This is a genomic window from Streptomyces sp. NBC_00083 (genome assembly GCF_026343295.1).
In the GTDB taxonomy this organism is placed as follows: Bacteria; Actinomycetota; Actinomycetes; order Streptomycetales; family Streptomycetaceae; genus Streptomyces.
The window spans coordinates 693,509-717,816 of record NZ_JAPELY010000002.1; the positions used below are offsets into that span (position 1 = coordinate 693,509).

Genomic DNA, 24,308 nt, shown 5'->3' on the forward strand with positions numbered 1-24,308 from the left:
TACGTGTGGATTGCGTGGCTGCTGTGCAACGCGTTCCGTAAGGGACAACGAGTTGCCTCCAGCAAACATTCCCTACGCTAAGGAAATTTTTCGCGTGGCTAAGGATCGGCCTCGTGTCGGACTGCTTGTGCCCGGTTGTGCCCCGTCCGTAACGGCGCGGACAATGGACGGCGTATGGACGACTCCCAGGAACCCCCAGCGCTCCACGGCCTCGCGGACCGGCTCGACCGCAAGCTGGACCGCACCAACGAGCTGCTCCAGCGCATGCTCGCCGAGGTCGCGAAGACCCCCTCCACGCACGCGATCTTCGTCGACGCGGGCTATGTCTACGCGGCCGCGGGCCTCCTCGTCACCGGCACCGAGGACCGCCGCTCCTTCGACCTCGACGCAGAGGGACTCATCGAGGCCCTCATCGACAAGGCGCGCACGATCTTCGCGGACAGCCGGCTGCTCCGCGTGTACTGGTACGACGGCGCCCGCCGCCGCATCCACACCACCGAGCAGCAGTCGATCGCCGAACTCCCCGACGTCAAAGTCAGACTCGGCAACCTCAACGCCAACAACCAGCAGAAGGGCGTCGACTCGCTGATCCGTTCCGACCTGGAGTCCCTGGCCAGGCACCGCGCGATCAGTGACGCCGCGCTGATCGGCGGCGACGAGGACCTCGTCTCCGCCGTCGAGGCGGCGCAGGGCTACGGCGCCCGCGTCCACCTCTGGGGCATCGAGGCGGCCGAGGGCCGCAACCAGGCGGAGCCCCTGCTCTGGGAGGTCGACAGCCAGCGCACGTTCGACCTCGACTTCTGCAAGCCGTACGTGACGCGCCGGCCCGTCACCCTGTACGAGCAGGAGGGCCCCGCGCCCAGCCGCGAGGACGTGCGCTTCGTCGGTGCGCGGATCGCCGCGACGTGGCTCTCCGAGCGGGGGCGCGCCGCGCTCGCCGACCTCCTGCCCGGCCATCCCTACCTCCCGGGCCCGGTCGACCAGGACCTCCTCATCGAGGCGGAACGCCTCCTCCAGTACTCCCTGCGCGGCCATGCCGACCTGCGGCGGGCCCTGCGCGACGGGTTCTGGCACCACCTGCAGGGCCAGTACTGAGGGCTCCGCCGCGGGGGGCCGCCCCTCGGCAGAGCGCCAAGCCCTGGGAGCCCCGCCTACGTCCGCGGACCGTGCCCGCGTCCCGCGCAGTTCCCCGCGCCCCTGGAGGGCCGGCTCAGCCGGCGAGGGGGTGGGGCGCCGGGTGGAGGGGGTCGAAGGGCGCCCAGCCCGGATCCCCGGTGCGGGCGAACGCCACCCACGCCCCGTGGGTCCGGGCCGCAAGGCCCACCGGAGCCGGGCCGGACCCCAGCAGCCCGGCCTCCCCGTGCAGCCAGGGTTCGTCGGCGACGTCGAAGACGAAGGGCAGCTCCACGGTGTGGGCCGCGCCGAGCCGCCCGCCCAGCCCCGGCGAGCGGTATCCGAACGAGTACAGGTGCGTGCGACCGCCCGAGATCCGCGCGTGGGCCCGCGCCATGCGCGCCGTACCCTCCGAGAACAGGGCCTGCCCGAGCACCGCGGCCCGCAGCTCGCCCGGTGTCGCCTCCGGCCGCGCCGCACGGAGCCCGGCGAGCACGGCCGCCGGGTCGGCGTGGGTCCGGGCCGCGACGGCGGTCAGCTCGGCCTCCGTGGTGGACTCCAGCGCCCCCTGCGGCACGACGTACAGCCTGCCCTCCTCGGTGGTGGTGCCGATGAGCAGATCGACGTCGGCGGCCGGGCCCTCGGCCAGGGCATCGACGGGCTGCACCGGGAGCACCGGGGCGAAGGGGCTCAGCCCGGCCAGCGGGTCCCCGGCGGTGGCGGTGGCGAGGTCGAGGCCGGCCAGCGCGGGCAGCACCGCGAGGAAACGCTCGTCCGGGACCGGGGCGAACGCCTCGGCACCCGGTTCGACACCCAGCGCGGCGGCCACCGCGACGGTGACCCGGCGCGCCTGCTCCGGGGTGAACGCGCCGGCGCCGTTGCCGCTCTGCACGATCGCCCGCCGGAAGAGCCCCCTCGCCGCCGGCGTCGCGAGCAGCGCGCCCACCAGCGTGGCCCCCGCCGACTGCCCGAAGAGCGTGACGTTCCCGGGGTCGCCGCCGAACGCGGCGACGCTGTCCCGGACCCAGCCGAGCGCGGCGAGCACGTCGAGCAGCCCGCGGTTGGCCGCCGCGTCCGGCAGGTCGAGGAACCCGGGGATGCCGAGCCGGTAGGCGACCGTCACGAGGACCACACCGTCGCGGACGAACGCACCGCCGTCGTAGAGCGCGGCGCGGCTCGACCCGGCGACGAACCCGCCCCCGTGCACGAAGACCATGACGGGGCGGCGCCCGCCGTCGGCGGCGGGCGTGTGGACATCGACGGTCAGATACGCGTCGGCGGGCACCCAGCCCGGCCCGAAGTAGGGGCTCATGTCGAGCGGGCCGAAGTCGCGGACCGGCTGGGGCGCCGTGGGCGCGGGCCGCGTGGCGTCCCGTACCCCGGGCCAGCGCGGGTGCGGCACGGGCGGCGCGAAGCGGGCGGCGCCGGTGGGCGCGGCCGCGTAGGGGAGGGCGAGGTAGCGCTCGCCGGAGGCGTCCCGGATGCCGCGCACGGCGCCGGCCGGGGTTTCGGCCACCGGATCTGTGGGGTGGGGCACGAGGGCCCTTCCTTTCTGCAAGGGGCGGGCGGGGTGTGCGGGCGTCAGGACAGGCGCGTGAAGGGCGCCCACTCCTTGATCGCGAACTTCGACCCGTCGCGCACGACCTCGGCGGCGCCCCGGCCGCCGAAGTGCGCGGGGAAGACGAGCGTGTTGGTGTCGGCGGCACGGCCGAGCAGCCGGTGCCGGGTCGCGCGGGACTCCACCGGGTCCTCGCAGAAACAGGAGTTGGTCCCCGGCTCCGCGATCTGCAGCGCGGTGTGCACCAGATCTCCGACGAACAGGGCCCGCTCGCCACCGGACTCCAGGGTGAGGACGGACGAGCCGGGCGTGTGCCCCGCGGCGAGATCGAGCCGCAGGTTCTTGTCGATCCGGTACGAGCCGTCCCACAGGTGGATGAGTCCGGCCCGGTGGACCGGCGTCACACTGTCCTCGAACACGTTCTGGTTCCCGCGGCCCAGCACGGACCGGTGGTCGTTGGCCGGGTCCCAGAACGCGAAGTCGCGCCGGTTGATCAGATAGGTGGCGTTCGGGAAGGTCGGCACCCAACTCCGGCCTTCGAGGCGGGTGTTCCAGCCGACGTGGTCGATGTGGAGATGGGTGTTGATCACCAGGTCGACGTCCTCGGGCCGCACCCCGGCGGCGGCGAGGTGGTCGAGATAGGGCGTGTCCAGGCGGTTCCACACCGGCGCGTAGGGCCGGTCCTTGTGGTTGCCCACCCCCGTGTCGACGAGGATGGTGCGCCCCTCGCTGCGCAGCAGCCAGGACTGGATCGCGGTGTGGCACTCGTCGGTGGCCGGGTCCCAGAAGTCGGGCGCCAGCCAGGCACGGTGCTCGTCCCACGAGCCGTCGGGGCTGTCGGGGAAGAACTCGCCGGGCGCCATCTCGGCCGAGCCGTAGAACTCCTTGACGCGGGTGACACCGACGTCGCCGAAGGTGAGCTGCTCCGGGGGATGGATCATGGGTACGTCCTCGGTTCCGTACGGGCAGTCGAACAAAACCGAGCCTGGAGGCGGCGGCGGGCGGGTGCCACACCCGGCTCGTCCTACCCCTCGCAGGGTGTGGCTGCGGACGGAGCGCCCGGCGAGACTGGGGCGATGAACGGACCCGGCCCCCTCGGCACCTTCCTCCTGGCCCGACGGGCGCGGCTGCGCCCCGAGGACGTCGGCCTGCGCGACTTCGGCCCCCGCAGACGGGTGGCGGGCCTGCGGCGTGAGGAGCTGGCCCAGCTGGCCGGCGTCAGCGTCTCGTACTACGCCCGGCTCGAACAGGGCCTGTCGCGCGGCGCCTCCGCCGAGGTGCTCGACGCGATCGGACGCGCCCTCCTGCTCGACGGCCACGAACGCGAACACCTCGACCGGCTCGCCGAAGCCGCCCGCCACACGCCCCGGATGCGCCGCCCGCGGCCCGAGAAGCTCGCCGACGAGACGCGCGACCTGCTCCGCGCGGTCGACGGCGTCCCCGCGATCGTGCTCGGCCGCCGCACCGACGTCCTGGCCTGGAACACGCTCGGACACGCCCTGCTCGCCGGCCACCTCGACGTCCGCGCCCCGGACGACCCGGCCCGCCGCCCGAACATGAGCCGCATGCTCTTCCTCGACCCGCACTGCCGGGCGCTGTACGCCGACTGGAAGCGCAAGGCGCGCGCGGTGGTCGGCAATCTGCGCGTCGCCGTCGGCCGGTACCCCGACGACGCGCTGCTCGCCGAGCTGATCGGCGAACTGACCATGAAGAGCGAGGCGTTCGTGAAGCTGTGGCGCGACCATCGGGTGACGCCGTGCGAGGCCACCTGCTACGAACTGCGCCACCCCGTCGTCGGCACGGTGACCGTGACCCAGCAGGCCCTGTCGGTCGCCCGCTCGCCGGAGCAGGTGCTCACCGTGTGCACCACGCCCGCCGGCTCCCCTTCCGAGACGGCCGTCGCGCTGCTGCGGCAGGCTGCGGCCGGGCGCTGAACCGGGTCGCTAGGCCGCACCCGAGCCGGCCGTGACACCGGCCCAGAACTCGGTGAGGGCGGCGGTCAGTTCCTGGGGATGGGAGACGTTGGGGGAGTGGTCGGCGCCGCGGATCACGGTGTGCCGGGCGCCGGTGCTGCGCGCCATGTGGGCCAACTCGCTGAGGGACCACACCATTTCGCCGTCCCCGTACGCCACATGGAGCGGCAGCGGCAGCTTCGCGAGCCCCTCGGTGCGGTCCGGTTCGATCCTCAACTGCCGTCCGGTGGCGATGAGTTGGGCGGGCTGAGTGCTGAACCAGCGGCGGCCGAGAAACGCCACGATCTCCGGCGGGTCCGGTACGAACGCCGGGTCCCTGCCGTCCAGCCACTGCGTCACCGACCACACCCACGACGCGGGCAGTACCGGCAGCGCCGCCTGCAACAGCCGGATCTTGGTGCGCTGTTCGGGCGCGACCCGCCCCGGCCCCGACGCGAGCAGCGTCAGCGAGCGGAACGCGGAGGGATCGAGCCGGGCCGCCGACCGGGCGACGAACCCGCCGAAGGAGTGCCCCACGAGATGGACGGGGCCGTCGCCCAGCGCCGCGGCCTGCGCGAGGACGTCGCCGCCGAGGGCGCGCGGCGTGTACCCGGCGGGCCACCGCGGCCCCGGGCTCTCGAACTGCCCGCGCCCGTCGACCGCCACCGCCCGGTACCCGGCGTCCGCCAGCGGATCGAGCAGCGCGAGGAAGTCCTCCTTGCTGCCGGTGTACCCGGGCACCAGGAGCACGGTCCCGCGCGGCTGCCCGTCGGGCCGCGAATCGAGTACGGCGAACTCCTGACGCGGGGTGCGAAGCCGGTACGCACGCGTACGCGCCGGGAGGTCGAGGGAGCGCGGCTTACTCATGAGTAGAGCGTATCCGCCCTGCCCAGGAGCCCTCTCGCCGCGTGAGCCCGGCACGCGAACGGCCCGGCCCCCATCGAGGGGAACCGGGCCGTTCGCGTGGTGCTGGTGGTGCGGGTTACGCCTCGGGCGCGACCGCCGCCTTCTTGGCGCGGCTGCGACGGGGCTTGGCCGGGGCTTCGGCGTCCGCCGGCGCCTCGACGGCCTCGACGACGGCCTCGGCGGCCTTCTTGCGCGTGCGACGCGGCTTCACCGGAGCCTCCTCGGCCTCGACGGCCGCCTCGGGGGCGGACGCCACGGCCTTCTTGGCGCGGGTGCGGCGCGGCTTGGCAGCCGGGGCCTCGGCCTCGACGGCCGCCTCGACGACCGCTTCGGGGGCGGCCTCCGCGACCTTCTTGGCGCGGGTGCGGCGCGGCTTGGCAGCCGGGGCCTCGGCCTCGACGGCCACCGGCGCTTCGACCGTCTCGACGACGGCCTCGGCGGCCTTCTTGCGCGTGCGACGCGGCTTCACGGGAGCCTCGGCCTCGACGGCCGTTTCGACGACCGCCTCGGGAGCGGCCTCGACGGCCTTTTTGGCGCGGGTGCGGCGCGGCTTGGCAGCCGGGGCCTCGGCCTCGACGGCCACCGGTGCCTCGACCGTCTCGACGACGGCCTCGGCGGCCTTCTTGGCCCGCGTGCGCCGCGTCTTCGCCGGCGCTTCCTCCACCGGCGCCACGGCGACCGGGGCCTCCGCGACGACGGTCATCGCGGCGGTGGTCGCGGCCTTCGCCGCCCTGGCCAGTTCGAGCGCGGCCGACTCGGGCGTCATGAATCCGACCTCGGAGGCCGGGTCGGCCTTGCGGACCCGACGACGGCGCGCCTTGGCCTCGACGGAAGCGGCGACGGGCTCGACGACCGGCGCGGAACGGCGACGCGACTGCGCCTTGACCGGAGCCGCGGCGGGCTCGGCCTTGGCCCGCGCTGCGACCGGCTCGGCGACGGCGACCCGGGCGGCCGGAGCGGCGGCCTGGGCCACCGGCGCGGCGGCGGCCTGCGGCGCGGACGACGGGGCGCCCACACGGGTACGGCGACGGCGGCGCGGGGTGCGCGGCTCCGTACCGGTCTCGACGGCGTCGACGGCCGGGGCCGCGGCGGGCGCGGGCACGGTCTCGACGGCCTCGGCCTGCGAACCGCCCCGGGTGCGGCGACGCTGACGCGGCGTCCGCGTACGCTCCGGGCGCTCCTCGGTGACGACGGGGGCCGCAGCGGCGGACTTGCGGCCGCGCCCACCGGTCTCGCCGAGGTCCTCGACCTCTTCGGCGGCGAGCCCGGCGCGGGTGCGGGCGCCACGGGGCAGCACGCCCTTCGTGCCCGCCGGGATCTTCAGCTCCTCGAAGAGGTGCGGCGACGTGGAGTACGTCTCCGGCGGGTCCGGGAACTTCAGGTCGAGCGCCTTGTTGATCAGCTGCCAGCGCGGGATGTCGTCCCAGTCGACCAGCGTGATCGCGATGCCCTTCTTGCCCGCGCGGCCGGTGCGGCCGATGCGGTGGAGGTAGGTCTTCTCCTCCTCGGGCGACTGGTAGTTGATGACGTGCGTGACGCCCTCGACGTCGATGCCGCGCGCGGCGACGTCGGTGCAGACCAGCACGTCGACCTTGCCGTTGCGGAAGGCGCGCAGCGCCTGCTCGCGGGCGCCCTGGCCGAGGTCGCCGTGGACCGCGCCGGAGGCGAAGCCGCGCTTGGCGAGCTGCTCGGCGATGTCGGCGGCGGTGCGCTTGGTGCGGCAGAAGATCATCGCGAGCCCGCGGCCCTCGGCCTGCAGGATGCGCGCGACCATCTCCGGCTTGTCCATGGAGTGGGCGCGGTAGACGAACTGCTCGGTGTTGGCGACGGTCGTGCCCTCGTCGTCCGGCGACGTGGCGCGGATGTGCGTGGGCTGCGACATGTAGCGGCGGGCGAGGCCGATGACGGCGCCCGGCATGGTCGCCGAGAACAGCATCGTCTGACGCTTCGGCGGCAGGTGCTGGATGATCTTCTCGACGTCCGGCAGGAAGCCGAGGTCGAGCATCTCGTCGGCCTCGTCGAGGACGAGCGCCTTGACGTGGGAGAGGTCGAGCTTCTTCTGCCCGGCGAGGTCGAGCAGGCGGCCCGGGGTGCCGACGATCACGTCGACGCCCTTCTTGAGCGCCTCGACCTGGGGCTCGTACGCCCGGCCGCCGTAGATGGCGAGCACGCGCACGTTGCGCACCTTGCCGGCGGTCAACAGGTCGTTGGTCACCTGCTGGCACAGCTCGCGCGTCGGGACGACGACGAGGGCCTGCGGGGTGTTGGTGAGCTGGGCGGTGGTGGCCCGGCCGGCCTCGACGTCGGCCGGCACGGTCACGCGCTCCAGGAGCGGGAGGCCGAAGCCGAGCGTCTTGCCGGTGCCGGTCTTGGCCTGCCCGATGATGTCGGCGCCGGAGAGCGCGACGGGGAGCGTGAGCTCCTGGATGGGGAACGGGGACACGATGCCGACGGCTTCAAGGGCTTCGGCGGTCTCGGGAAGGATCCCGAGCTCTCGGAACGTAGTCAGGGTGCTGCCTCTTCTGTGAGACGCGGCACGGAGGCGAACGCGGCGGGTCGTACCGTGCCCATGTCGTCCGGCGGGATCAGATTCGATCGGGTTGCCGGGGGGCGCGGGACCACTGCCGTCGCTCAAGCGCGCGTGCCGCTGAGGGATCCCTCTTGGGTGGCACGTGGGGAAACGTGCCCCGCGAAGGGCTGTCGGGTCGGAGCCGACCGGGGAACCGACCGGGCATCCTCATTCGTGCGGCCCGTCGACATACTCGGCAGGCGCATTACCACTGTACCCCGGATTCGCGCATGTGTGTCGGGAGAATTCACGGGGCGGGTGCGACGGGTGTGATCGAGTAGGCCCTTACAGCGTGCCCCGGGCGGGCTATTGTGCGGCTTATGGAGACGTCTGACAACGCCACTGCGGCCGAAGAAACCACCCCGGAACCCGAGCGCACCGGGATCGCCGCCCAGGACTGGGCGACGGCCTCCGCGCTTCCCCAGTACCGGGCGGCGGTCGTGGACCTCCTCGGCGCCCTCGCCTACGGCGAGCTCGCCGCCTTCGAGCGGCTCGCCGACGACGCGAAGCTGGCGCCCACCCTCGCCGACAAGGCGGAGCTGGCGAAGATGGCCTCCGCCGAGTTCCTCCACTTCGAGCGGCTGCGGAACCGGCTCGCGCAGATCGACGCGGAGCCGACGGCCGCGATGGAGCCCTTCGCCAAGGCGCTCGACGACTTCCACCAGCAGACCGCCCCGTCGGACTGGCTCGAAGGCCTGGTCAAGGCGTACGTGGGGGACTCGATCGCGAGCGACTTCTACCGCGAGGTCGCCAACCACCTGGACTCCGACACCCGCTCACTGGTGCTCGCGGTGCTCGACGACACCGGACACGGCAACTTCGCCGTGGAGAAGGTGCGCGCCGCGATCGAGGCGGACCCGAGGGTCGGCGGCCGGCTCGCGCTGTGGGCGCGCCGTCTGATGGGCGAGGCGCTCTCGCAGGCCCAGCGGGTGGTGGCCGAGCGCGACGCGCTCTCCACGATGCTGGTCGGCGGCGTGGACGGCGTGGCCGCGGGCTTCGACCTCGCGGCCGTGGGCGAGATGTTCACGCGGATCACCAAGGCCCACACCAAGCGGATGGCGGCCCTGGGCCTCGCCGCCTGAGCCCTGACGCGCCGTCAACCGGCCGGTGCCGCCTACGCCGCCGAGCGGCGCAGGCGGCGCGTGGGGCGCAGCAGCAGCGACAGCAGGACGGTCGCGACGAAGACCGCGCCGAGCACGGTGGTCACGCCGTGGCCGGGGCCGATCGCCGAGTGGGTCAGGAAAGCGCCGAAGAGACCGGCGAGCGGCCCCACGGCGAGGACGGTGCGGCGGTCGGGCAGCCGGTGGGCGAGGCGGGTCGCGGCGGCCCACGCGAGCGCGAATCCCAGCAGTGCGGAGCCGAGGGCTTCCAGAAGCATGTACGTCGCCTCCCAGGGGGTGTGGCCAGGGCGGAACCGGTCACACCCGTCCTACCCGACGCTCGCGGAACGCAACCCTCCCCTCACTGGGAGGAAGCAACGGCCCAGGCACGGGCGCGGGCATGCGGAAGGGGTGCCCCCAGTCCTCGACTGGGGGCACCCCTTCCGCGGTGTCCGGTGTACTACAGCGCGCCGAAGCCCACCCGACGGACGGCCGGTTCGCCGATCTCCACATAAGCGATCTTGTCGGCAGGCACCAGGACCCTGCGGCCCTTGTCGTCCGCGAGGCTGAGCAGCTGCGCCTTGCCGGCGAGGGCGTCGGCAACCGCGCTCTCGACCTCTTCGGCGGACTGCCCGCTCTCCAGAACGATCTCCCGGGGTGCGTGCTGCACGCCGATCTTGACCTCCACGGCTATGTCCCTCCGACCTCGTGCGGTGCGCGGTCAGCCGCGCCGTACGCTGCACACATTAGCCCGGCGAGCGGGCCTGAAATGGCCCGCCCCTGAACGCCAGGAGCGAACAGAATTCAGGAATGACCGCGCCGCGGCCGGTTCAGTGGCCCTCGATGCCGTGCAGCGGGAAGCCCGCGATGCCGCGCCAGGCGAGCGAGGTGAGCAGTTCGACCGCCTTGTCGCGGGGGATGGTCGACTCGCTGGAGAGCCAGTAACGGGCCACCACCTGGGAGACACCGCCGAGCCCCACGGCGAGCAGCATCGACTCGTCCTTGGACAGGCCGGTGTCCTCGGCGATGACGTCCGAGATGGCCTCCGCGCACTGGAGGCTGACCCGGTCCACGCGCTCGCGCACGGCCGGCTCGTTGGTCAGGTCCGACTCGAAGACCAGCCGGAACGCGCCGCCCTCGTCCTCGACGTACGCGAAGTAGGCGTCCATCGTCGCGGCGACCCTGAGCTTGTTGTCCGAGGTCGACGCGAGCGCGGTGCGTACGGCGTGGAGCAGCGACTCGCAGTGCTGGTCCAACAGGGCCAGGTACAGCTCAAGCTTGCCGGGAAAGTGCTGGTAGAGCACCGGCTTGGAGACGCCGGCGCGCTCCGCGATGTCGTCCATGGCGGCCGCGTGGTAACCCTGCGCGACGAAGACTTCCTGGGCCGCGCCCAGAAGCTGATTGCGGCGGGCCCGGCGCGGCAGGCGCGTGCCTCGCGGGCGCGCCGCCTCGGTCTGCTCGATGGCTGTCACGCCGCCTCCCAAAGTTGTTCTGGTGCGCGATGCACGCGCGTCGCCATCGTACTTTTGGGTAACCCGGCTGTGCGCGGTGCGAACGCAGAATTTCACGGACCGGACGCGCTGGGTAGCCGGAGGTATCGGGAGGAACCCGGCCAATTCACCGGTAGTCGTCCTCGTCGAGGGCGACCACGCGGGCCTGTTCGACGGCGTCCGCCTCATTGGCGGCATCGGGGTCGAGGCGGGTCAGCGGGTCGTCGTGGCTCTGCCGTACGTCCGTGTGCTGCTCGGCCGCGTCCGCCTCGGGGGTCTCTCCGGACAGCTCCGCGGGGGCGTCGGCTTCTTCCTGGAAGGTTTCCGGATCGCTGGGATCGACCGGCATGACTGCTCCCTTTTCGTCCTCTTCGAGTGATTCGGGGGCTTCCTTACGAGCCTAGGAGTTCCCCGGACACACCGCTATACGGCCTGTGACGGCGAACACATGAACCACGGTGTGATCGTCTCGTAACATTGCCCGCATGTCTTCGACCGAGCTGCCGGAAACCCCCGCCGCTGCCGCCCTGGCGCCACGGGTGAGCGCGGTCGGGGTCGCCGAGGGCGAGGAGCTGCGCTCCGTGAGCCTGCCCGGCCTCTCCCTGACCGTCCGGTCCCGGCCCGGCACCACCCCCGGCCTCGAACCCGCGCTGTACGTCCACGGGCTCGGCGGCTCCTCGCAGAACTGGTCGGCGCTGATGCCGCTCCTCGCGGACCGGGTCGACGGCGAGGCCCTCGATCTGCCCGGCTTCGGGGACTCCCCGCCGCCCGACGACGGCAACTACTCGATCACCGCGCAGGCCCGCGCCGTGATCCGCCTGCTCGACGCCTCCGGCCGCGGCCCCGTCCACCTCATCGGGAACTCGCTCGGCGGCGCCGTCTCGACCCGGGTCGCGGCCGTCCGCCCCGACCTGGTGCGCACCCTGACGCTCGTCTCGCCGGCGCTGCCCGAGATCCGCGTCCAGCGCAGCGCCTGGCCGACGGCGCTGGTCGCGCTGCCCGGCGTGGCCTCCCTCTTCGCGAAGCTGAGCCGGGACTGGACCGCGGAGGACCGTACCCGCGGGGTCATGGCGCTCTGCTACGGAGACCCGGAGCGGGTGAGCCCCGAGGGGTTCGACGCGGCGGTCAAGGAGATGGAGCGCCGCCTCCAACTGCCGTACTTCTGGGACGCGATGGCGCGCTCGGCGCGTGGCATCGTGGACGCGTACACCCTGGGCGGCCAGCACAGCCTGTGGCGGCAGGCCGAGCGCGTGCTCGCGCCGACGCTGCTCGTGTACGGGAGGCGTGACCAGCTCGTCTCGTTCCGGATGGCCCGTCGCGCGGCGGCCGCCTTCCGTGACGCGCGGCTGCTGACCCTGCCCGACGCCGGGCACGTGGCGATGATGGAGTACCCCGCGACGGTCGCGAAGGCCGTGCGGGAGCTGATGGACGACAGCAGCGGCGGCGCACGCCGCCACGACCGAGGAAACAGGAGCTGATCCGGGGCGTGGGACGACACAGCCGACCCAAGGAGTCCGGCGAAGCGGCGCCGATACCCCAGGCGCCCCAGGCCCCCGAGGCCGAGCCGGCCGGCGCCTCCGGCAGCGGCCGGCGCAGACGACGGGCGGACGACGCCCACGACGGACACCACGACACGGCGGGCACCCCCGCCTCCGGCACCCCCCGGGTGCGCGGCGGGCACCCCCAGCACCACGAGGACGGTCCGGGCGGCGCGGCGGCCCGCTACGGCGACCGGCGCGGCACGCCCCGCCCGGCCCAGCGTGATTCCCGCGACGGCGGAACTCCGCGCATCCCGGGCCCGCGCCGCTCCTACACCGAGGCCTTCGACGGCCCCGACACCCGGTCCGCCGCGGCGTCGAACACCGTCGCCGTCCCGACGGTCCCGGTGCCCCTGCGCGACGGTCCGAACGCGCCCGCCGCGAAGGCGAAGGGGTCCCAGGAGACCGGCGCGGCCAAGGCCTCCAAGGTGTCCAAGGGGAGGACGTTCACCGGGATCGCGGCCGCCGCGGTGACCACCGTGCTCGCGGTCGTCGTCGCGGGCCAGGTCACGTCCGACGACAACCGGCACGACGCCGCGGGACAGTCGGCGGCCGACAAGGGGCGGGACGACGACGGCTCCGCGTCGCGCGGCAGCGGGCGCTCCACCCCGCAGGCCGCCCCCGCGGTCCTGACGTACGACCAGAAGATGGCCCAGCAGTTCCCGCTCGACGCCAAGCTCAAGGGCCCCGGCGACTTCGAGACGGTGCCGGGCGCGGCCGCCGCCCCGGGCAAGGGGCGCAAGTACCGCTACCGGGTCGATCTGGAGAAGGGGCTCGGCCTCGACGGCGCCCTGTTCGCCGAGGCGGTGCAGAAGACGCTCAACGACGACCGCAGCTGGTCGCACAACGGGGCGATGACCTTCGAGCGGATCTCGTCGGGCAAGCCGGACTTCGTGGTCACCCTGGCGAGCCCCGGCACCACCGGCGTGTGGTGCCAGAAGTCGGGCCTGGACACCACGGAGGACAACGTCTCCTGCGACTCCGCCGCCACCGACCGCGTGATGATCAACGCGTTCCGCTGGGCGCAGGGCTCGGAGACCTTCGGCTGGGGCAAGGCGATGGTCGCGTACCGGCAGATGCTCATCAACCACGAGGTGGGCCACCGCCTCGGGCACAACCACGTGAGCTGCCGCACGCCCGGCGCGCTCGCCCCGGTGATGCAGCAGCAGACCAAGTCCCTCGACATCGACGGCATCGCCTGCCGGCCCAACCCCTGGGTCTATCCCACGAGTTGACGGCTGTCCGATGCCGACGCGGTGCGACATGTCCACGATGTGGGACGGCCGTCTCGTTCCCGATTGACAGTGAACAGCGGTTCGTTCATATTTCTCGGCATGTCGCACCGTCACGCCACCACCGAACGCGCCGCCATCGAGCTGGCGCTCATCGGCGTGACCGGGCACAGCGTGGCCGACGTTCTCTGTAGCTGACGCAGTCCCGAGCGCGTTCGACTCCTTCCTTTTCCCTTTTTGCGCCCGGGTATCGCCGTGCTTCCCGCACGGCCTCCGCACACGGGCGCAGCCACCCCCTCCCCGCCACCCCCTTTCGGTACGGGTCCGGCGCTGCGGCGCCCGCGTCCGCCGCCTGCCCCGCAGCCACCGAGAGGTCTCCTTCCGATGCGTCACACGTCCCTTTCCCCAGGAAATGTCGCCAGAGCGGCCGCGATAGCCGTGGTCCTCGCCGTGGGCGCCGTCGCCTGCGGCCCCGAGGGCGGCGGCGTCGGCAGTGCCGCGTCCGGCGCGTCCGGCACGCCCCACAATGGCGGCACGCTCAGCGTCCTCAACAACGAGGCGCAGACCGACTTCGACCCGGCCAGGCTCTACACCTCGGGCGGCGGCAACGTGCCCTCGCTCGTCTTCCGCACCCTGACCACCCGCAACCGCGAGAACGGCGCCGAGGGCACCAAGGTCGTCCCCGACCTCGCCACCGACACCGGCAGGCCCAACGCCGACGCCACCGTGTGGACGTACACGCTCAAGGACGGCCTCACCTACGAGGACGGCAGCCCGATCACCACCGCCGACATCAAGTACGGCATCGAGCGCTCCTTCGCGGCCGAACTCTCCGGCGGCGCACCGTACTTGAGGGACTGGCTGGTCGGCGGCGCCACCTACGCGGGCCCCTACAAGGACGGCGGCAAGGGCCTCGGCTCCATCGAGACGCCCGACGCCAGAACCATCGTGTTCCATCTGAACAAGCCCGAGGGCGAGTTCCCCTTCCTCGCCACCCAGACCCAGTTCGCACCCGTCCCCAAGGCCAAGGACGACGGCACCAAGTACGAGGAGCACCCCGTCTCGTCGGGCCCCTACAAGGTGGTCAAGAACGAGAACGACGGCGAGCACCTCGTCCTGGCCCGCAACCCCCACTGGTCCGAGGCCACCGACAGCGAGCGCAAGGCCTACCCCGACACCATCGACGTGCGCTCCGGGCTCGATCAGGCCGTCATCAACCAGCGGCTCTCCGCGTCCCAGGGCCCGGACGCCGCCGCCGTCACCACCGACACCAACCTCGGCCCCGCCGAACTCGCCAAGGTCGGCGGCGACAAGCAGCTCGCCGCGCGCGTCGGCACCGGCCACTTCGGCTACACCAACTACATCGCGTTCAACCCGAACGTGAAGCCGTTCGACAACCCCAAGGTCCGCCAGGCCATCGCGTACGCCGTCGACCGCACCTCCGTCGTCAACGCCGTCGGCGGCTCCTCGCTCGCCGAGCCCGCGACCACCTTCCTGCCGGACCAGAAGGCCTTCGGGTACACCCCGTACGACCCCTTCCCTGCGGGCCCCTCCGGCAACGCGGACAAGGCCAAGGAGCTGCTCAAGGAGGCCGGTTACGCCGACGGCCTGACCGTCACGCTCACCCACTCCAACGCCAAGGGCGGCCCCAAGGGGCCCGAGGTCGCCACCGCCCTCCAGGACGCCCTGAAGAAGGCGGGCATCACCGTCAAGCTCCAGGGCCTCGAAGGCAACGACTACAACGACACCGTCGCGAGCGTGACCAAGGAGCCCGGCTTCTTCCTGCGCGGCTGGGGCGCCGACTGGCCCTCCGGCGGCCCCTTCCTCGCGCCCATCTTCGACGGCCGCCAGATCGTCAAGGACGGCGCCAACTTCAACACCGGCTTCCTGAACGAGCCGTCCGTCAACACCGAGATCGACGAGATCAACAAGCTCACCGACCTCGCCGCGGCGGCGCCCCGCTGGGGCGCGCTCGACAAGAGGATCGGCGACCGGGCCGTGGTCGTGCCGCTGTTCCACCCCGTCTACAAGCGCCTCGTCGGCAAGGACGTCAAGAACGTCGTCATCAGCGACTGGACCGGCGTGCTCGACATCTCGCAGACAGCGGTCAAGTAGCCATGTCAGAAACCCTGTTGGCCACCGGGGCGGGCGTCGCCGCGCCCGCTCCCGGCGGCCGTCTCTTCTGGCGGCGGCTGCGCGCCCAGCGCGCGGTCACCGCCGCGGCGGCCGTCTTCGCCCTGCTCGTCCTCGTGGCGCTCGCCGCGCCCCTGCTCACCGCGCTCGAAGGCCAGGACCCCAACGCCTACCACCCCGCCCTCGTCGACTCGGCGAGCGGCGGCGTGCCCATCGGCCCGTTCGGCGGGATCAGCGGCTCGCACTGGCTCGGCGTCGAACCGGGGACCGGCCGCGACCTGTTCGCCCGCCTCGTCCACGGCGCCCGCGTCTCGCTCGGCGTCGCCTTCGTGGCCACCCTCATCCAGGTCGCGCTCGGCGTCGGGCTCGGCCTGTTCGCCGCGCTCGGCGGGAGCTGGGCCGACCAGATCGTCAGCCGCGTCACCGACGTCGCGGCCGCCCTGCCCATGCTCGTCATCACCCTCGGACTGCTCGCCGTGGCCCCCGCGTCCGTCCCGCGCCCCGTCCTGATCACGCTGATCATCGCCGGGCTCGGCTGGTTCGGCACCTCGAAGATCGTGCGGGCCGCCGCCCTGTCGCTCAAGACCCTCGACCACGTATCGGCGGCCCGGCTCAGCGGCTGGGGCAGCTGGGCGATCGCCCGCCGCGAGCTGCTCCCCGCGCTCGCGGCCCCCGTGATCACCTACGCCGTGCTGCTCGTCCCCGGCAACGTGGTGGCCGAGGCGGCCCTGTCCTTCCTCGGGGTGGGCATCAAGCCGCCCACCCCGTCCTGGGGCCAGATGCTCACCGACGCCAACACCTGGTACCAGGCCGCCCCGACCTATCTGCTCCTGCCGGCCGGGCTCCTCTTCATCACCGTCCTCTCCCTGACGGTGATCGGCGAGGGAGTGCGCACGGCCCTCGACCCGAGAGCCGCGTCGCGCCTGCGGGCCGGAACCCCCAAGTCCCGCAAGGAAACGGCACGTTGATGAACTCCACGGGACTCGCGACCTTCCTCCTGAAACGGGTCGCCGGAGCCGTCTTCGTGCTCCTCGCCCTCTCGGTCATCGTGTACGCGGTCTTCTACGTCGCCCCCGGCAACGTCGCCCAGATCGTCTGCGGCGAACGCTGCTCACCGGCGCAAGTCGCCCTGGTGCACGACAAGTTGGGGCTCGGCGACCCGCTGTACCTCCAGTACGCCCACTTCATCCAGGGCATCTTCGCCGGCCGCGACTTCTCCTCCGGCACCGCGATGGTGCACTGCTCCGCACCCTGCCTCGGGCAGTCCTACCGCACCGACGCACAGGTCACCGACCTCATCCTCGGCAAGCTCCCCGTCACCGGCTCGCTGGTGGTCGGCGCGTTCGCGCTGTGGCTGCTGATCGGGGTCGGAACGGGAGTGCTCTCCGCGTGGAAGCGCGGCGGAGCCGTCGAGCGGCTGCTCACCTGGCTGACCCTGGCCGGCACCTCCACTCCGGTGTTCGTCATCGGGCTGCTGCTGATCATCGTCCTCTGCTCCACCCTGCAGTGGCTGCCGTTCCCGCAGTACGTGCCGTTCACCGACAACCCCGAGCAGTGGTTCTGGGGCCTGCTCCTGCCGTGGTTCTCGCTCGCACTGATCGAATCGGCCAAGTACGCGCGCCTGACGCGGAGTTCGATGCTGGAGACGCTCGCCGAGGACCATGTGCGCACGTTCCGGGCGTACGGGCTCACCGAGCGGGCGATCGTCGGGCGGCACGCGCTGCGCGGCGCGGTCGCCCCGGTCATCGCGCTCAGCGCACTCGACGCGGGCACGATGTTCGGCAGCGCGGTGCTCACCGAAACGCTCTTCGGCATCCCCGGCATCGGGCGCCAGCTCGTGGAGTCGGTGCGCACGGTCGACCTGCCGGTGGTGGTCGGCGTGGTCCTGACCACCGGATTCTTCGTGGTGCTCGCCAATACCGTCGCGGACGTCCTGTACGCGATGGCGGACCGACGGGTGGTGCTCTCATGACGCCGATTCCTGATGCGGAGCCGCTGGTCGAAGTGACCGACCTCGGCATCTCCTTCGGCGGGGTACGCGCCGTCGACGGCCTCTCCTTCACACTCCGGCCCGGCGCGGCGCTGGGGGTCGTCGGTGAATCCGGCTCCGGCAAGAGCGCGTCGGCGTACGCGCTGCTCGGCCTCCACCGGGGCACGGGGGCGCGGGTCACCGGCGCGGTCCGGGTGGCCGGGGTGGATGTCGGGTCGGCCTCCGACGCCGAACTCCGCGCACTGCGCGGCGGGTTGGCGGCCATGGTCTTCCAGGACCCGCTCTCCTCGCTCGACCCCTACTACACGATCGGCGACCAGATCGCCGAGGTGTACCGGGTGCACAAGGGCGGCTCGCGGCGGGCGGCCCGAGCGCGCGCGGTCTCGGTCCTCGACCGGGTCGGGATCCCCGACGCGGCCCGCAAGTCCCGGGCGCGGCCGCACGAGTTCAGCGGCGGCATGCGGCAGCGGGCGCTCATCGCGATGGCGCTGGCGTGCGAGCCGCGGCTGCTGATCGCCGACGAACCGACGACCGCGCTCGACGTGACCGTCCAGGCGCAGATCCTGGACCTCCTGCACGACCTGCGCCGCGAGACGGGCCTCGGCCTGCTCCTGGTCACCCACGACGTGGGAGTGGCGGCGGAGAGCGTGTCCGATGTGCTGGTGATGCGGGCGGGCAGGGAGGTGGAGCGGGGACCGGTCGAGACGGTCCTGACGGCGCCGAGAGAGCCGTACACGCGGGCACTCCTGGCGGCAGTCCCGCAACTGTCCCCGGCTCAGCCCCCGGCCCAGCCCCCGGCGGGGCCCGGCCATCCGGCGTCCCCGGCCCGTCCGGCGTTCGAGGACGAGCGCCCGTCAGGCGCGAACGGGGTCCGGGGCGGAGCTCCGGCAGGCAGACCCGTCATCGAAGCCCTCGGCGTCAGCCGGGCGTTCGGGCGGGGCCGGGCCGCGTTCCGGGCGGTCGACGACGTCACCCTCACCCTCCACCCCGGACAGACCCTCGGCATCGTCGGCGAGAGCGGCAGCGGCAAGACCACCCTCGGCCGCATGCTCGTCGGGCTCCTGGAACCGAGCGCCGGGCGCGTCACCCGTACCGGCTCCGTGCAGATGGTCTTCCAGGACCCCGTCTCCTCCCTCAACCCCCGCCGCTCGATCGGCGAATCCGTCGCCGACCCCCTGCGCGCCGCCGGCGGGCGCGACGAGGCCCGCATCCGCGCCCGCGTCGCCGAACTCCTCACCCGGGTAGGGCTCGACCCGGACCGGTACGACGGCTACCCGCACGAGTTCAGCGGCGGCCAGCGCCAGCGCGTGGGCATCGCGCGGGCCCTCGCCGCCGAGCCGCGGCTCATCGTCTGCGACGAACCCGTGTCGGCGCTCGACGTCACCACCCAGGCCCAGGTCATCGCGCTGCTCGGCGAGTTGCAGCGGGAACTCGGCCTCGCGCTGGTCTTCATAGCCCACGACCTCGCCGTCGTGCGGCAGGTCAGCGACCGCGTGGCCGTGATGCGCCGGGGCCGGATCGTGGAGGAGGGGGAGGCGGACGTGGTGTACGGGGCGCCGAAGGACCCGTACACCCGGCAGCTGCTCGCCGCCGTCCCCTCCCTCGACCCCGCAAGGGCCGCCGCCCGCCGGGCCGCACGCCGCACGCCGCCGCGCGAGGAGGTACCCGTGGCGTAGCCCAGAGTGACCGGGACGACCCGTAGCGCCACTGAACGCCACCGGGTCGGGAAAGTTACGTGCATTCACCCCTTCTGGTGGCGCGATGGACAACCGTCCGTCGCGCCATCGGCATATCCGCTTACGTTCATCCCGCTGCGAGTCGCCGTTGCCAACGGTGGCCGCCCACAAGGGAGATCGGGGGTGCGCACATGCGGATCGGACTGCTCACGGACGGCGGTTATCCGTACACGACCGGCGAGTCCGGACTGTGGTGCGACCGGCTCGTGCGCGGGCTCGCGCGGCACGAGTTCGACATATTCGCGCTGAGCCGGAGCCGGGATCAGGAAACGCGCGGCCTCGTCGCGCTGCCGCCCCAGGTGCGCCGGGTGCGGACCGCCCCGCTGTGGTCCGCACCGGAGACCCGCACCGGCCGCGGCCGGAGCGAGCGCGCCTACGGACGGCGCGAACGCCGGGCGTTCGCCGCCCACTTCGGCCGCCTCGCCGCCGCCGTGTGCACCGAGGAGAGGGGCGGCGACGCCGGGACGGACCCCGCCGACACCCCCGCCCGCGCCTTCGCCGACGGGCTCTACGGACTCGCCGCCCTCGCCCGCGAACACGGCGGACTCGGCGCCGAGCTGCGCTCCGAGACGGCCGTCCGCATGCTGGAGGCCGCCTGCCGTGCGCCCGGCGCGAACCGGGCCGTGCGCGCCGCCCGGGTCCCCGACCACCTCGCCTTCGCGGCCTTCCTCGAACGCACCCTGCGCCCGCTGTCGCTCGACTGGTACGGCGAGGACGCCCTCGGCTCGGTCGACCTCAGCCATGCCGCGTCCGGCGGCCGTGCGGCGCTGCCCGGCCTCCTGGCCAAACGCTTCTGCGGAATCCCGCTGCTGGTCACCGAGTACGGCGTGCAGCTGCGCACCCAGTACCTGGCGAGTGCCCAACTCTCCGCCCCTGTCCGGGCGTTGCAGTCCGGATTCGAGCGCCGCCTCGCCGTCGAGGTGTACGCGCGGGCCGAGCTGATCACCCCCGGAAACACCCACGCCCGGCGCTGGCAGGAGCGCTGCGGTGCCGACCGCGCCAAGCTGCGGACCGTCTACCCCGGCATGGCGGCCGACCGGTTCCACGCGGTCGGCGAGGGCGCGTACGGCGGAGACCCGCACACCCTGGTCTGGGTCGGCCGGATCGAGCCCGCCAAGGACCTCATCGCTCTGCTGCACGCCTTCGCCGAGGTCCGCAAGGCCGAACCCGCCGCGCGCCTGAGGCTGTTCTCGGCGCCCGCGCAGGACGCCGGGTCCGCCGGCTACCTCGCCCACTGCCGCGCGCTCGCCGCCCAGCTCTTCCCCGACGAGGCCGCCGACCCGCACGCGGTCGGCGACAACCCCGTGTCGTTCGAGGAGATCGGCGGACCCGAGGCGCCGGAACTCGCCGACGCGTACGCCACGGGAAGCGTCGTCGTCCTGTCCAGCGTCGTCGAGGGATTCCCGCTGAGCCTCGTCGAGGCGATGTTCTGCGGCCGGGCCACCGTCTCCACCGACAGCGGCGCCGTCGTCGAAGTGATCGGCGGCACGGGCCTCGTCGTGCCCCCGCGCAACCCCCGCGCCCTCGCCGACGCCTGCCTCGCGCTGCTGCGCGACCCCGAGCGGCGGGCGCGTCTCGGCGCCGCCGCCCGAGCCCGCGCGCTCGAACTGTTCACCGTCGAGCAGAACCTCGCGGCATTTCGCGGCATTTACCTGGAGCTCATGTCCCACAACCCGGTCCACCGCGAGAGCGCCCGCGAGGCCGTCGCGCCCCAGCCCTTCGCGCACCCGGCCGAAGCCCATGTGCCGGGACGCTGGGCGGCACCGACCGCGGCCCGCGTCCCCGCCGCGCCCGGCGGCCACGGGCCCGGCTGGGCGGTCGGCCCCCTCGGCGTGCTCGCGCAGGAACGTCTCGACACGGCGGCGGAAGGGGCGGGCGCGTGAGCGACACCCCCTCGGCCCCGGCCACCGGAACCGCCTGGGACGGCCCGCCGCAGGACGCCCTCGCCGCTCCGGAGGACCGGCGGGCCGCCGCCGAAAAGCCCCGCCCCCCGCAGGAGACCCGCACCCCCGAGCCCGCCCCGCGCGGCGCGGGACGCGGCGCCCCCGCGCGGCGCGGCCCCGCCGACCCGGTCAAGGCGCTGATGCACCGCCATCGTGCGCTGTGCGAGCGGGCCGTCGACCCGTTGGAGATCGCGGCCGGCCTCGAAGCGCACGGCGTCACCGACCGCACCGCCGCCCGCTTCCGGCACCGCGACGTCTTCTCGCTCGCCGAAGAGCTCTACGCCCGTGTGCCGCGCGACACCGAAACCACCCTGCCCACACCGGAGTTGGCGACCGCACCCGTCGGCTGGGCGGTCTGGGCGCTGCTGCCCGGCGCCCTCGGTGTCCTCGCCGTCACCGGCACCGAAGCCACCCCCGCGGGCATCCGCCCCGCGGTCGGCGCCCTCGGCGCCGTGGCCTTCGTCGCGGCCCTCACCCTGGCGCTGCGCCGCGCCCCCCTGCGCACCGCCCCCCGCGCCGGACTCGCCGTCCGGCTCTGCGCCGGCTGGCTGACGGCGTACGCGATCGGCGGTGACGGACTGCTCGCCGACGCGGTGCGCGGCGGCCCCGACGGCGGCTGGCCACTGAACCCCGCGGCGGCCACCGGCCTCGCGCTGGCCGTCGCCCCCGGGATCTGGTGCGCGCACCTCTTCTCCGTGCGGACCCGCCGCAAGCTCGCGTCGAGCCGGGGCCTCGCCGAGTTCGCCGGACGGTCCAGACCGCTGCTCCTGGCGACCGCGGCGCTGTTCGCCGTCGGGCTGGGCGTATGTCTGGCAGGCGCTCAACTCGCCTACAGCGCGCCTTATGTGACCGGCGCCTTCGCGCTCGGCATGCTGCTCTGGCTCGCCCGTCTGCTCGCCGCGCACGGTTTCGCCCGCGCCGCCGCCAAGGTGCTCGCCGCCGCGGCCGGCGCCGAACTCCTCGCGCTGTGCAGCGTGTTCGCCGGGCGGCTGCCCGGTCTCTCCCTCGTCGGCCGGCCCGTCGCGACCGCCGTCCAGAACTGGGGCGCCGGCGTGCTGCCCGCCGCCGTGTGCGGCGCCGCCGCCCTCGCCCTGCTCGTCCGGGCCACCGCGGTACTCGCCCGCGCCTCGGCCCACTGCGACCAGTGAGGCGCCCGTCGACCGACGCGCCCACCCCACCGAAGCGCCGAACCCGCCTGACCGCCCCACGGAGCAGGCGACGAGGCATTGAAGGAGAACGACACATGACCGCCCTGCCACCGGCCTCCCGCCGCACGCACGGAAGGACCGCGCGATGAGGGTGCTGCTGCTCGGAGCCAACGGATACCTCGGCCGGTTCGTCGCCGACCGCCTGCTCGCCGACCCCGCCGTCCAGCTCACCGCGCTCGGACGCGGCGACGACGCCGACGTACGGTTCGACCTCGCCACCGGCAGCCCGGGAGCCCTCACCCGCTTCCTGGACGCCGTCCACCCCGGGGTCGTCGTCAACTGCGCCGGAGCGATCCGCGGCGGCGCACGCGAACTGACGCGGCACAACACCGTCGCCGTCGCCACCGTCTGCGAGGCCCTGCGCCGCAGCGGCTGCGGCGCCCGCCTCGTGCAGATCGGCTGCGCCTCCGAATACGGTCCCTCGCAGCCCGGCTCCTCGACCGCCGAGGACGCGGTGCCGCGCCCCGGCGGCCCGTACGGCGTCTCCAAGCTCGCCGCGACCGAACTGGTCCTCGGCTCCGGGCTCGATGCGATCGTCCTGCGCGTCTTCTCGCCCGTAGGGCCCGGCACCCCGGCCGGCTCGCCGCTCGGCCGGCTCGCCGAGGCGATGCGCCGCGCCATGCAGTCCGGCGACGGCGAGCTGAAGCTCGGCGGCCTCGGCGTGCAGCGGGACTTCGTGGACGTACGCGATGTGGCGCGGGCCGTACACGCCGCCTCGCTCTCCGCAGCCCAGGGCGTCGTCAACATCGGCACCGGGCGCTCGGTGAAGCTCCGCGACGCCGCCGCCGTCCTCGCCAGGGTCGCCGGTTACGCGGGCGCCCTGCACGAGCTGGACGGCCCGCCAGTCATGCGGCCCGGCCTCATCGGATCCCCGCGCTCCGGCGAGGCCGTGCTCGACCACCTCGCCGCGCCCTCGCCGTACCCCGACGGCTGCGGCAGCTGGCAGCAGGCCGATGTGCGCACCGCCCGCGACCGGCTCGGCTGGCGGCCCCGGATCAACCTGGAGGAATCCCTCGCCGACATCTGGATGGAGGCGGCATGCCGAATCTGACCCGGACCGCCCGGCAGAAGGCGGCCACCGGCGCCGACCGGCTCGGCCTCGGTGTCCCCGGGTACGCCCATCCTCTCGTCGCCCCCGTCGAATGGGCCGAACTCACCCGTCCGGGAACGCCGTTGCACTGGGCCGTGCTCAACGTGGCGGGCGGCGCCAGGGGCGGGCCCGGCAGCCGTCCCGACCCGCACTGCCTCGAAGCGGCGGGCAAGCTCCGCAACGCCGGGATCCGGGTGCTCGGCCACCTCGACGCGGCGCACGGCACCCGGGCCTTCGGCGACCAGATCTCCGAGGCCCAGCGCTACCTCGACTGGTACCGGGTCGACGGCTTCTACCTGGACCGCTGTCCCACGGATCGAGACGACCTTCTCGGCATGCGGCGCACCGCGGAGACCCTGCGCGCCCTGCGCGAGGGCGCCCACCTGGTCTTCGGCCACGGCGCCCACCCGTGCCCCGGTTACGCCGAGCTCGCCGACCAGCTGGTCACCTTCACCGGACCGTGGAGCGAATACCGCTGGTCGCAGGTGGCGGAATGGACCGCCGACCATCCGCCGGAGCGCTTCTGCCACCTGGTGCACGGGGTGCCGAGGACCCACCTGGAAGAGGCGCTGCGGATCGCCCGCTGGCAGGGCGCGGGCACGATCTACTTCACGGACCGCCCCGATCGGGCCCCGCGGGGAAAGGGGCGTATCGACCCATTTGAGACACTGCCCGGCTACTGGGACGAAATCGTCTCGCGGATCGGACCCGGTATCTCGGAATGAGGGGGAGCGTGGCAGTGTTACGGAG

The 24,308-nt window shown here is 73.5% G+C and carries 22 protein-coding genes; 14 read left to right on the forward strand and 8 right to left on the reverse strand.

The genetic code is table 11. The features are described 5' to 3' along the window. Positions 1–174: 174 nt before the first annotated feature. Positions 175–1,095 (forward strand): NYN domain-containing protein, encoded by a 921-nt coding sequence (locus OOJ98_RS19600; RefSeq protein WP_267056225.1) that lies wholly within the window; start codon positions 175–177, stop codon positions 1,093–1,095. A 115-nt stretch (positions 1,096–1,210) separates the two neighbouring features. Here the strand turns inward: OOJ98_RS19600 and OOJ98_RS19605 are convergent, their stop codons facing one another. After that, positions 1,211–2,650 carry a carboxylesterase/lipase family protein gene (locus tag OOJ98_RS19605; protein WP_267056226.1) on the reverse strand — a complete coding sequence of 480 codons (1,440 nt, stop codon included), beginning with the start codon at positions 2,648–2,650 and terminating at the stop codon, positions 1,211–1,213. A gap of 44 nt (positions 2,651–2,694) precedes the next feature. Next, positions 2,695–3,612, reverse strand: a complete 918-nt coding sequence (locus tag OOJ98_RS19610; RefSeq protein ID WP_267056227.1) for an MBL fold metallo-hydrolase — start codon at positions 3,610–3,612, stop codon at positions 2,695–2,697. Positions 3,613–3,747: 135 nt separating this feature from the next. Between OOJ98_RS19610 and OOJ98_RS19615 the strand changes: the two genes are divergently transcribed. Continuing rightward, positions 3,748–4,605 (forward strand): helix-turn-helix domain-containing protein, encoded by an 858-nt coding sequence (locus OOJ98_RS19615; protein ID WP_267056228.1) that lies wholly within the window; start codon positions 3,748–3,750, stop codon positions 4,603–4,605. A gap of 9 nt (positions 4,606–4,614) precedes the next feature. Here the strand turns inward: OOJ98_RS19615 and OOJ98_RS19620 are convergent, their stop codons facing one another. Both OOJ98_RS19620 and OOJ98_RS19625 read right to left on the reverse strand, forming a co-directional pair. Then, positions 4,615–5,490 (reverse strand): alpha/beta fold hydrolase, encoded by an 876-nt coding sequence (locus OOJ98_RS19620; protein ID WP_267056229.1) that lies wholly within the window; start codon positions 5,488–5,490, stop codon positions 4,615–4,617. Between the two features lie 115 nt (positions 5,491–5,605). Then, positions 5,606–8,038, reverse strand: coding sequence for a DEAD/DEAH box helicase (locus OOJ98_RS19625; protein WP_267057031.1), 2,433 nt, complete (start codon positions 8,036–8,038; stop codon positions 5,606–5,608). 380 nt (positions 8,039–8,418) lie between these two features. Between OOJ98_RS19625 and OOJ98_RS19630 the strand changes: the two genes are divergently transcribed. Beyond that, a complete protein-coding gene (locus tag OOJ98_RS19630) occupies positions 8,419–9,180 on the forward strand; it encodes a ferritin-like fold-containing protein (RefSeq protein WP_267056230.1) in 762 nt (253 codons plus the stop codon). A gap of 32 nt (positions 9,181–9,212) precedes the next feature. Here the strand turns inward: OOJ98_RS19630 and OOJ98_RS19635 are convergent, their stop codons facing one another. From OOJ98_RS19635 to OOJ98_RS19650, 4 genes are all read right to left on the reverse strand, one after another. After that, positions 9,213–9,476 carry a hypothetical protein gene (locus tag OOJ98_RS19635; RefSeq protein ID WP_267056231.1) on the reverse strand — a complete coding sequence of 88 codons (264 nt, stop codon included), beginning with the start codon at positions 9,474–9,476 and terminating at the stop codon, positions 9,213–9,215. A 182-nt stretch (positions 9,477–9,658) separates the two neighbouring features. Continuing rightward, on the reverse strand, positions 9,659–9,886 hold the full coding sequence (locus OOJ98_RS19640) for a DUF3107 domain-containing protein (protein WP_267056232.1): 228 nt from the start codon (positions 9,884–9,886) through the stop codon (positions 9,659–9,661). A 142-nt stretch (positions 9,887–10,028) separates the two neighbouring features. Next, positions 10,029–10,670, reverse strand: coding sequence for a TetR/AcrR family transcriptional regulator (locus tag OOJ98_RS19645; protein WP_267056233.1), 642 nt, complete (start codon positions 10,668–10,670; stop codon positions 10,029–10,031). A gap of 145 nt (positions 10,671–10,815) precedes the next feature. Beyond that, positions 10,816–11,037 (reverse strand): hypothetical protein, encoded by a 222-nt coding sequence (locus OOJ98_RS19650; RefSeq protein WP_267056234.1) that lies wholly within the window; start codon positions 11,035–11,037, stop codon positions 10,816–10,818. Positions 11,038–11,173: 136 nt separating this feature from the next. Between OOJ98_RS19650 and OOJ98_RS19655 the strand changes: the two genes are divergently transcribed. The 11 genes from OOJ98_RS19655 (at position 11,174) to OOJ98_RS19700 (ending at position 24,283) form a co-directional block, all read left to right on the forward strand. Further along, positions 11,174–12,166: an alpha/beta fold hydrolase gene (locus OOJ98_RS19655; protein WP_267056235.1), complete on the forward strand. Its 993-nt coding sequence runs from the start codon at positions 11,174–11,176 to the stop codon at positions 12,164–12,166. Positions 12,167–12,174: 8 nt separating this feature from the next. Continuing rightward, positions 12,175–13,461, forward strand: a complete 1,287-nt coding sequence (locus OOJ98_RS19660) for a DUF3152 domain-containing protein (protein ID WP_267056236.1) — start codon at positions 12,175–12,177, stop codon at positions 13,459–13,461. 99 nt (positions 13,462–13,560) lie between these two features. After that, positions 13,561–13,656, forward strand: coding sequence for an Ms4533A family Cys-rich leader peptide (locus tag OOJ98_RS34840; RefSeq protein ID WP_323177914.1), 96 nt, complete (start codon positions 13,561–13,563; stop codon positions 13,654–13,656). A gap of 186 nt (positions 13,657–13,842) precedes the next feature. Next, on the forward strand, positions 13,843–15,573 hold the full coding sequence (locus OOJ98_RS19665; protein ID WP_267056237.1) for an ABC transporter substrate-binding protein: 1,731 nt from the start codon (positions 13,843–13,845) through the stop codon (positions 15,571–15,573). 2 nt (positions 15,574–15,575) lie between these two features. Beyond that, positions 15,576–16,559, forward strand: coding sequence for an ABC transporter permease (locus OOJ98_RS19670; protein ID WP_267056238.1), 984 nt, complete (start codon positions 15,576–15,578; stop codon positions 16,557–16,559). Further along, positions 16,559–17,563, forward strand: a complete 1,005-nt coding sequence (locus OOJ98_RS19675) for an ABC transporter permease (protein WP_267056239.1) — start codon at positions 16,559–16,561, stop codon at positions 17,561–17,563. Before OOJ98_RS19670 ends, OOJ98_RS19675 begins: the two co-directional genes overlap by 1 nt. After that, on the forward strand, positions 17,560–19,257 hold the full coding sequence (locus OOJ98_RS19680) for an ABC transporter ATP-binding protein (RefSeq protein ID WP_267056240.1): 1,698 nt from the start codon (positions 17,560–17,562) through the stop codon (positions 19,255–19,257). The genes OOJ98_RS19675 and OOJ98_RS19680 overlap by 4 nt, the downstream gene beginning before the upstream one ends. Positions 19,258–19,448: 191 nt before the next feature. Beyond that, the gene (locus OOJ98_RS19685; protein WP_267056241.1) at positions 19,449–21,200 is read left to right on the forward strand and encodes a DUF3492 domain-containing protein; all 1,752 of its coding nucleotides are present in this window, start codon (positions 19,449–19,451) and stop codon (positions 21,198–21,200) included. Beyond that, a complete protein-coding gene (locus OOJ98_RS19690; RefSeq protein WP_267056242.1) occupies positions 21,197–22,408 on the forward strand; it encodes a hypothetical protein in 1,212 nt (403 codons plus the stop codon). The genes OOJ98_RS19685 and OOJ98_RS19690 overlap by 4 nt, the downstream gene beginning before the upstream one ends. A gap of 145 nt (positions 22,409–22,553) precedes the next feature. Then, on the forward strand, positions 22,554–23,519 hold the full coding sequence (locus OOJ98_RS19695; RefSeq protein ID WP_267056243.1) for an NAD(P)-dependent oxidoreductase: 966 nt from the start codon (positions 22,554–22,556) through the stop codon (positions 23,517–23,519). After that, entirely contained in the window at positions 23,507–24,283 is a 777-nt protein-coding gene (locus tag OOJ98_RS19700; protein ID WP_267056244.1) for a spherulation-specific family 4 protein, read from the forward strand. Before OOJ98_RS19695 ends, OOJ98_RS19700 begins: the two co-directional genes overlap by 13 nt. Positions 24,284–24,308: the final 25 nt, after the last annotated feature.

Coding starts and splice junctions, on each gene's coding strand:
- OOJ98_RS19680 (WP_267056240.1), top strand. CDS start 17,560: ATGACGCCGATTCCTGATGCGGAGCCGCTGGTCGAAGTGACCGACCTC.
- OOJ98_RS19695 (WP_267056243.1), top strand. CDS start 22,554: ATGAGGGTGCTGCTGCTCGGAGCCAACGGATACCTCGGCCGGTTCGTC.
- OOJ98_RS19650 (WP_267056234.1), bottom strand. CDS start 11,037: ATGCCGGTCGATCCCAGCGATCCGGAAACCTTCCAGGAAGAAGCCGAC.
- OOJ98_RS19685 (WP_267056241.1), top strand. CDS start 19,449: ATGCGGATCGGACTGCTCACGGACGGCGGTTATCCGTACACGACCGGC.
- OOJ98_RS19635 (WP_267056231.1), bottom strand. CDS start 9,476: ATGCTTCTGGAAGCCCTCGGCTCCGCACTGCTGGGATTCGCGCTCGCG.
- OOJ98_RS19615 (WP_267056228.1), top strand. CDS start 3,748: ATGAACGGACCCGGCCCCCTCGGCACCTTCCTCCTGGCCCGACGGGCG.
- OOJ98_RS19610 (WP_267056227.1), bottom strand. CDS start 3,612: ATGATCCATCCCCCGGAGCAGCTCACCTTCGGCGACGTCGGTGTCACC.
- OOJ98_RS19675 (WP_267056239.1), top strand. CDS start 16,559: ATGAACTCCACGGGACTCGCGACCTTCCTCCTGAAACGGGTCGCCGGA.
- OOJ98_RS19655 (WP_267056235.1), top strand. CDS start 11,174: ATGTCTTCGACCGAGCTGCCGGAAACCCCCGCCGCTGCCGCCCTGGCG.
- OOJ98_RS19600 (WP_267056225.1), top strand. CDS start 175: ATGGACGACTCCCAGGAACCCCCAGCGCTCCACGGCCTCGCGGACCGG.
- OOJ98_RS19620 (WP_267056229.1), bottom strand. CDS start 5,490: ATGAGTAAGCCGCGCTCCCTCGACCTCCCGGCGCGTACGCGTGCGTAC.
- OOJ98_RS19665 (WP_267056237.1), top strand. CDS start 13,843: ATGCGTCACACGTCCCTTTCCCCAGGAAATGTCGCCAGAGCGGCCGCG.
- OOJ98_RS19630 (WP_267056230.1), top strand. CDS start 8,419: ATGGAGACGTCTGACAACGCCACTGCGGCCGAAGAAACCACCCCGGAA.
- OOJ98_RS19700 (WP_267056244.1), top strand. CDS start 23,507: ATGCCGAATCTGACCCGGACCGCCCGGCAGAAGGCGGCCACCGGCGCC.
- OOJ98_RS19670 (WP_267056238.1), top strand. CDS start 15,576: ATGTCAGAAACCCTGTTGGCCACCGGGGCGGGCGTCGCCGCGCCCGCT.
- OOJ98_RS34840 (WP_323177914.1), top strand. CDS start 13,561: ATGTCGCACCGTCACGCCACCACCGAACGCGCCGCCATCGAGCTGGCG.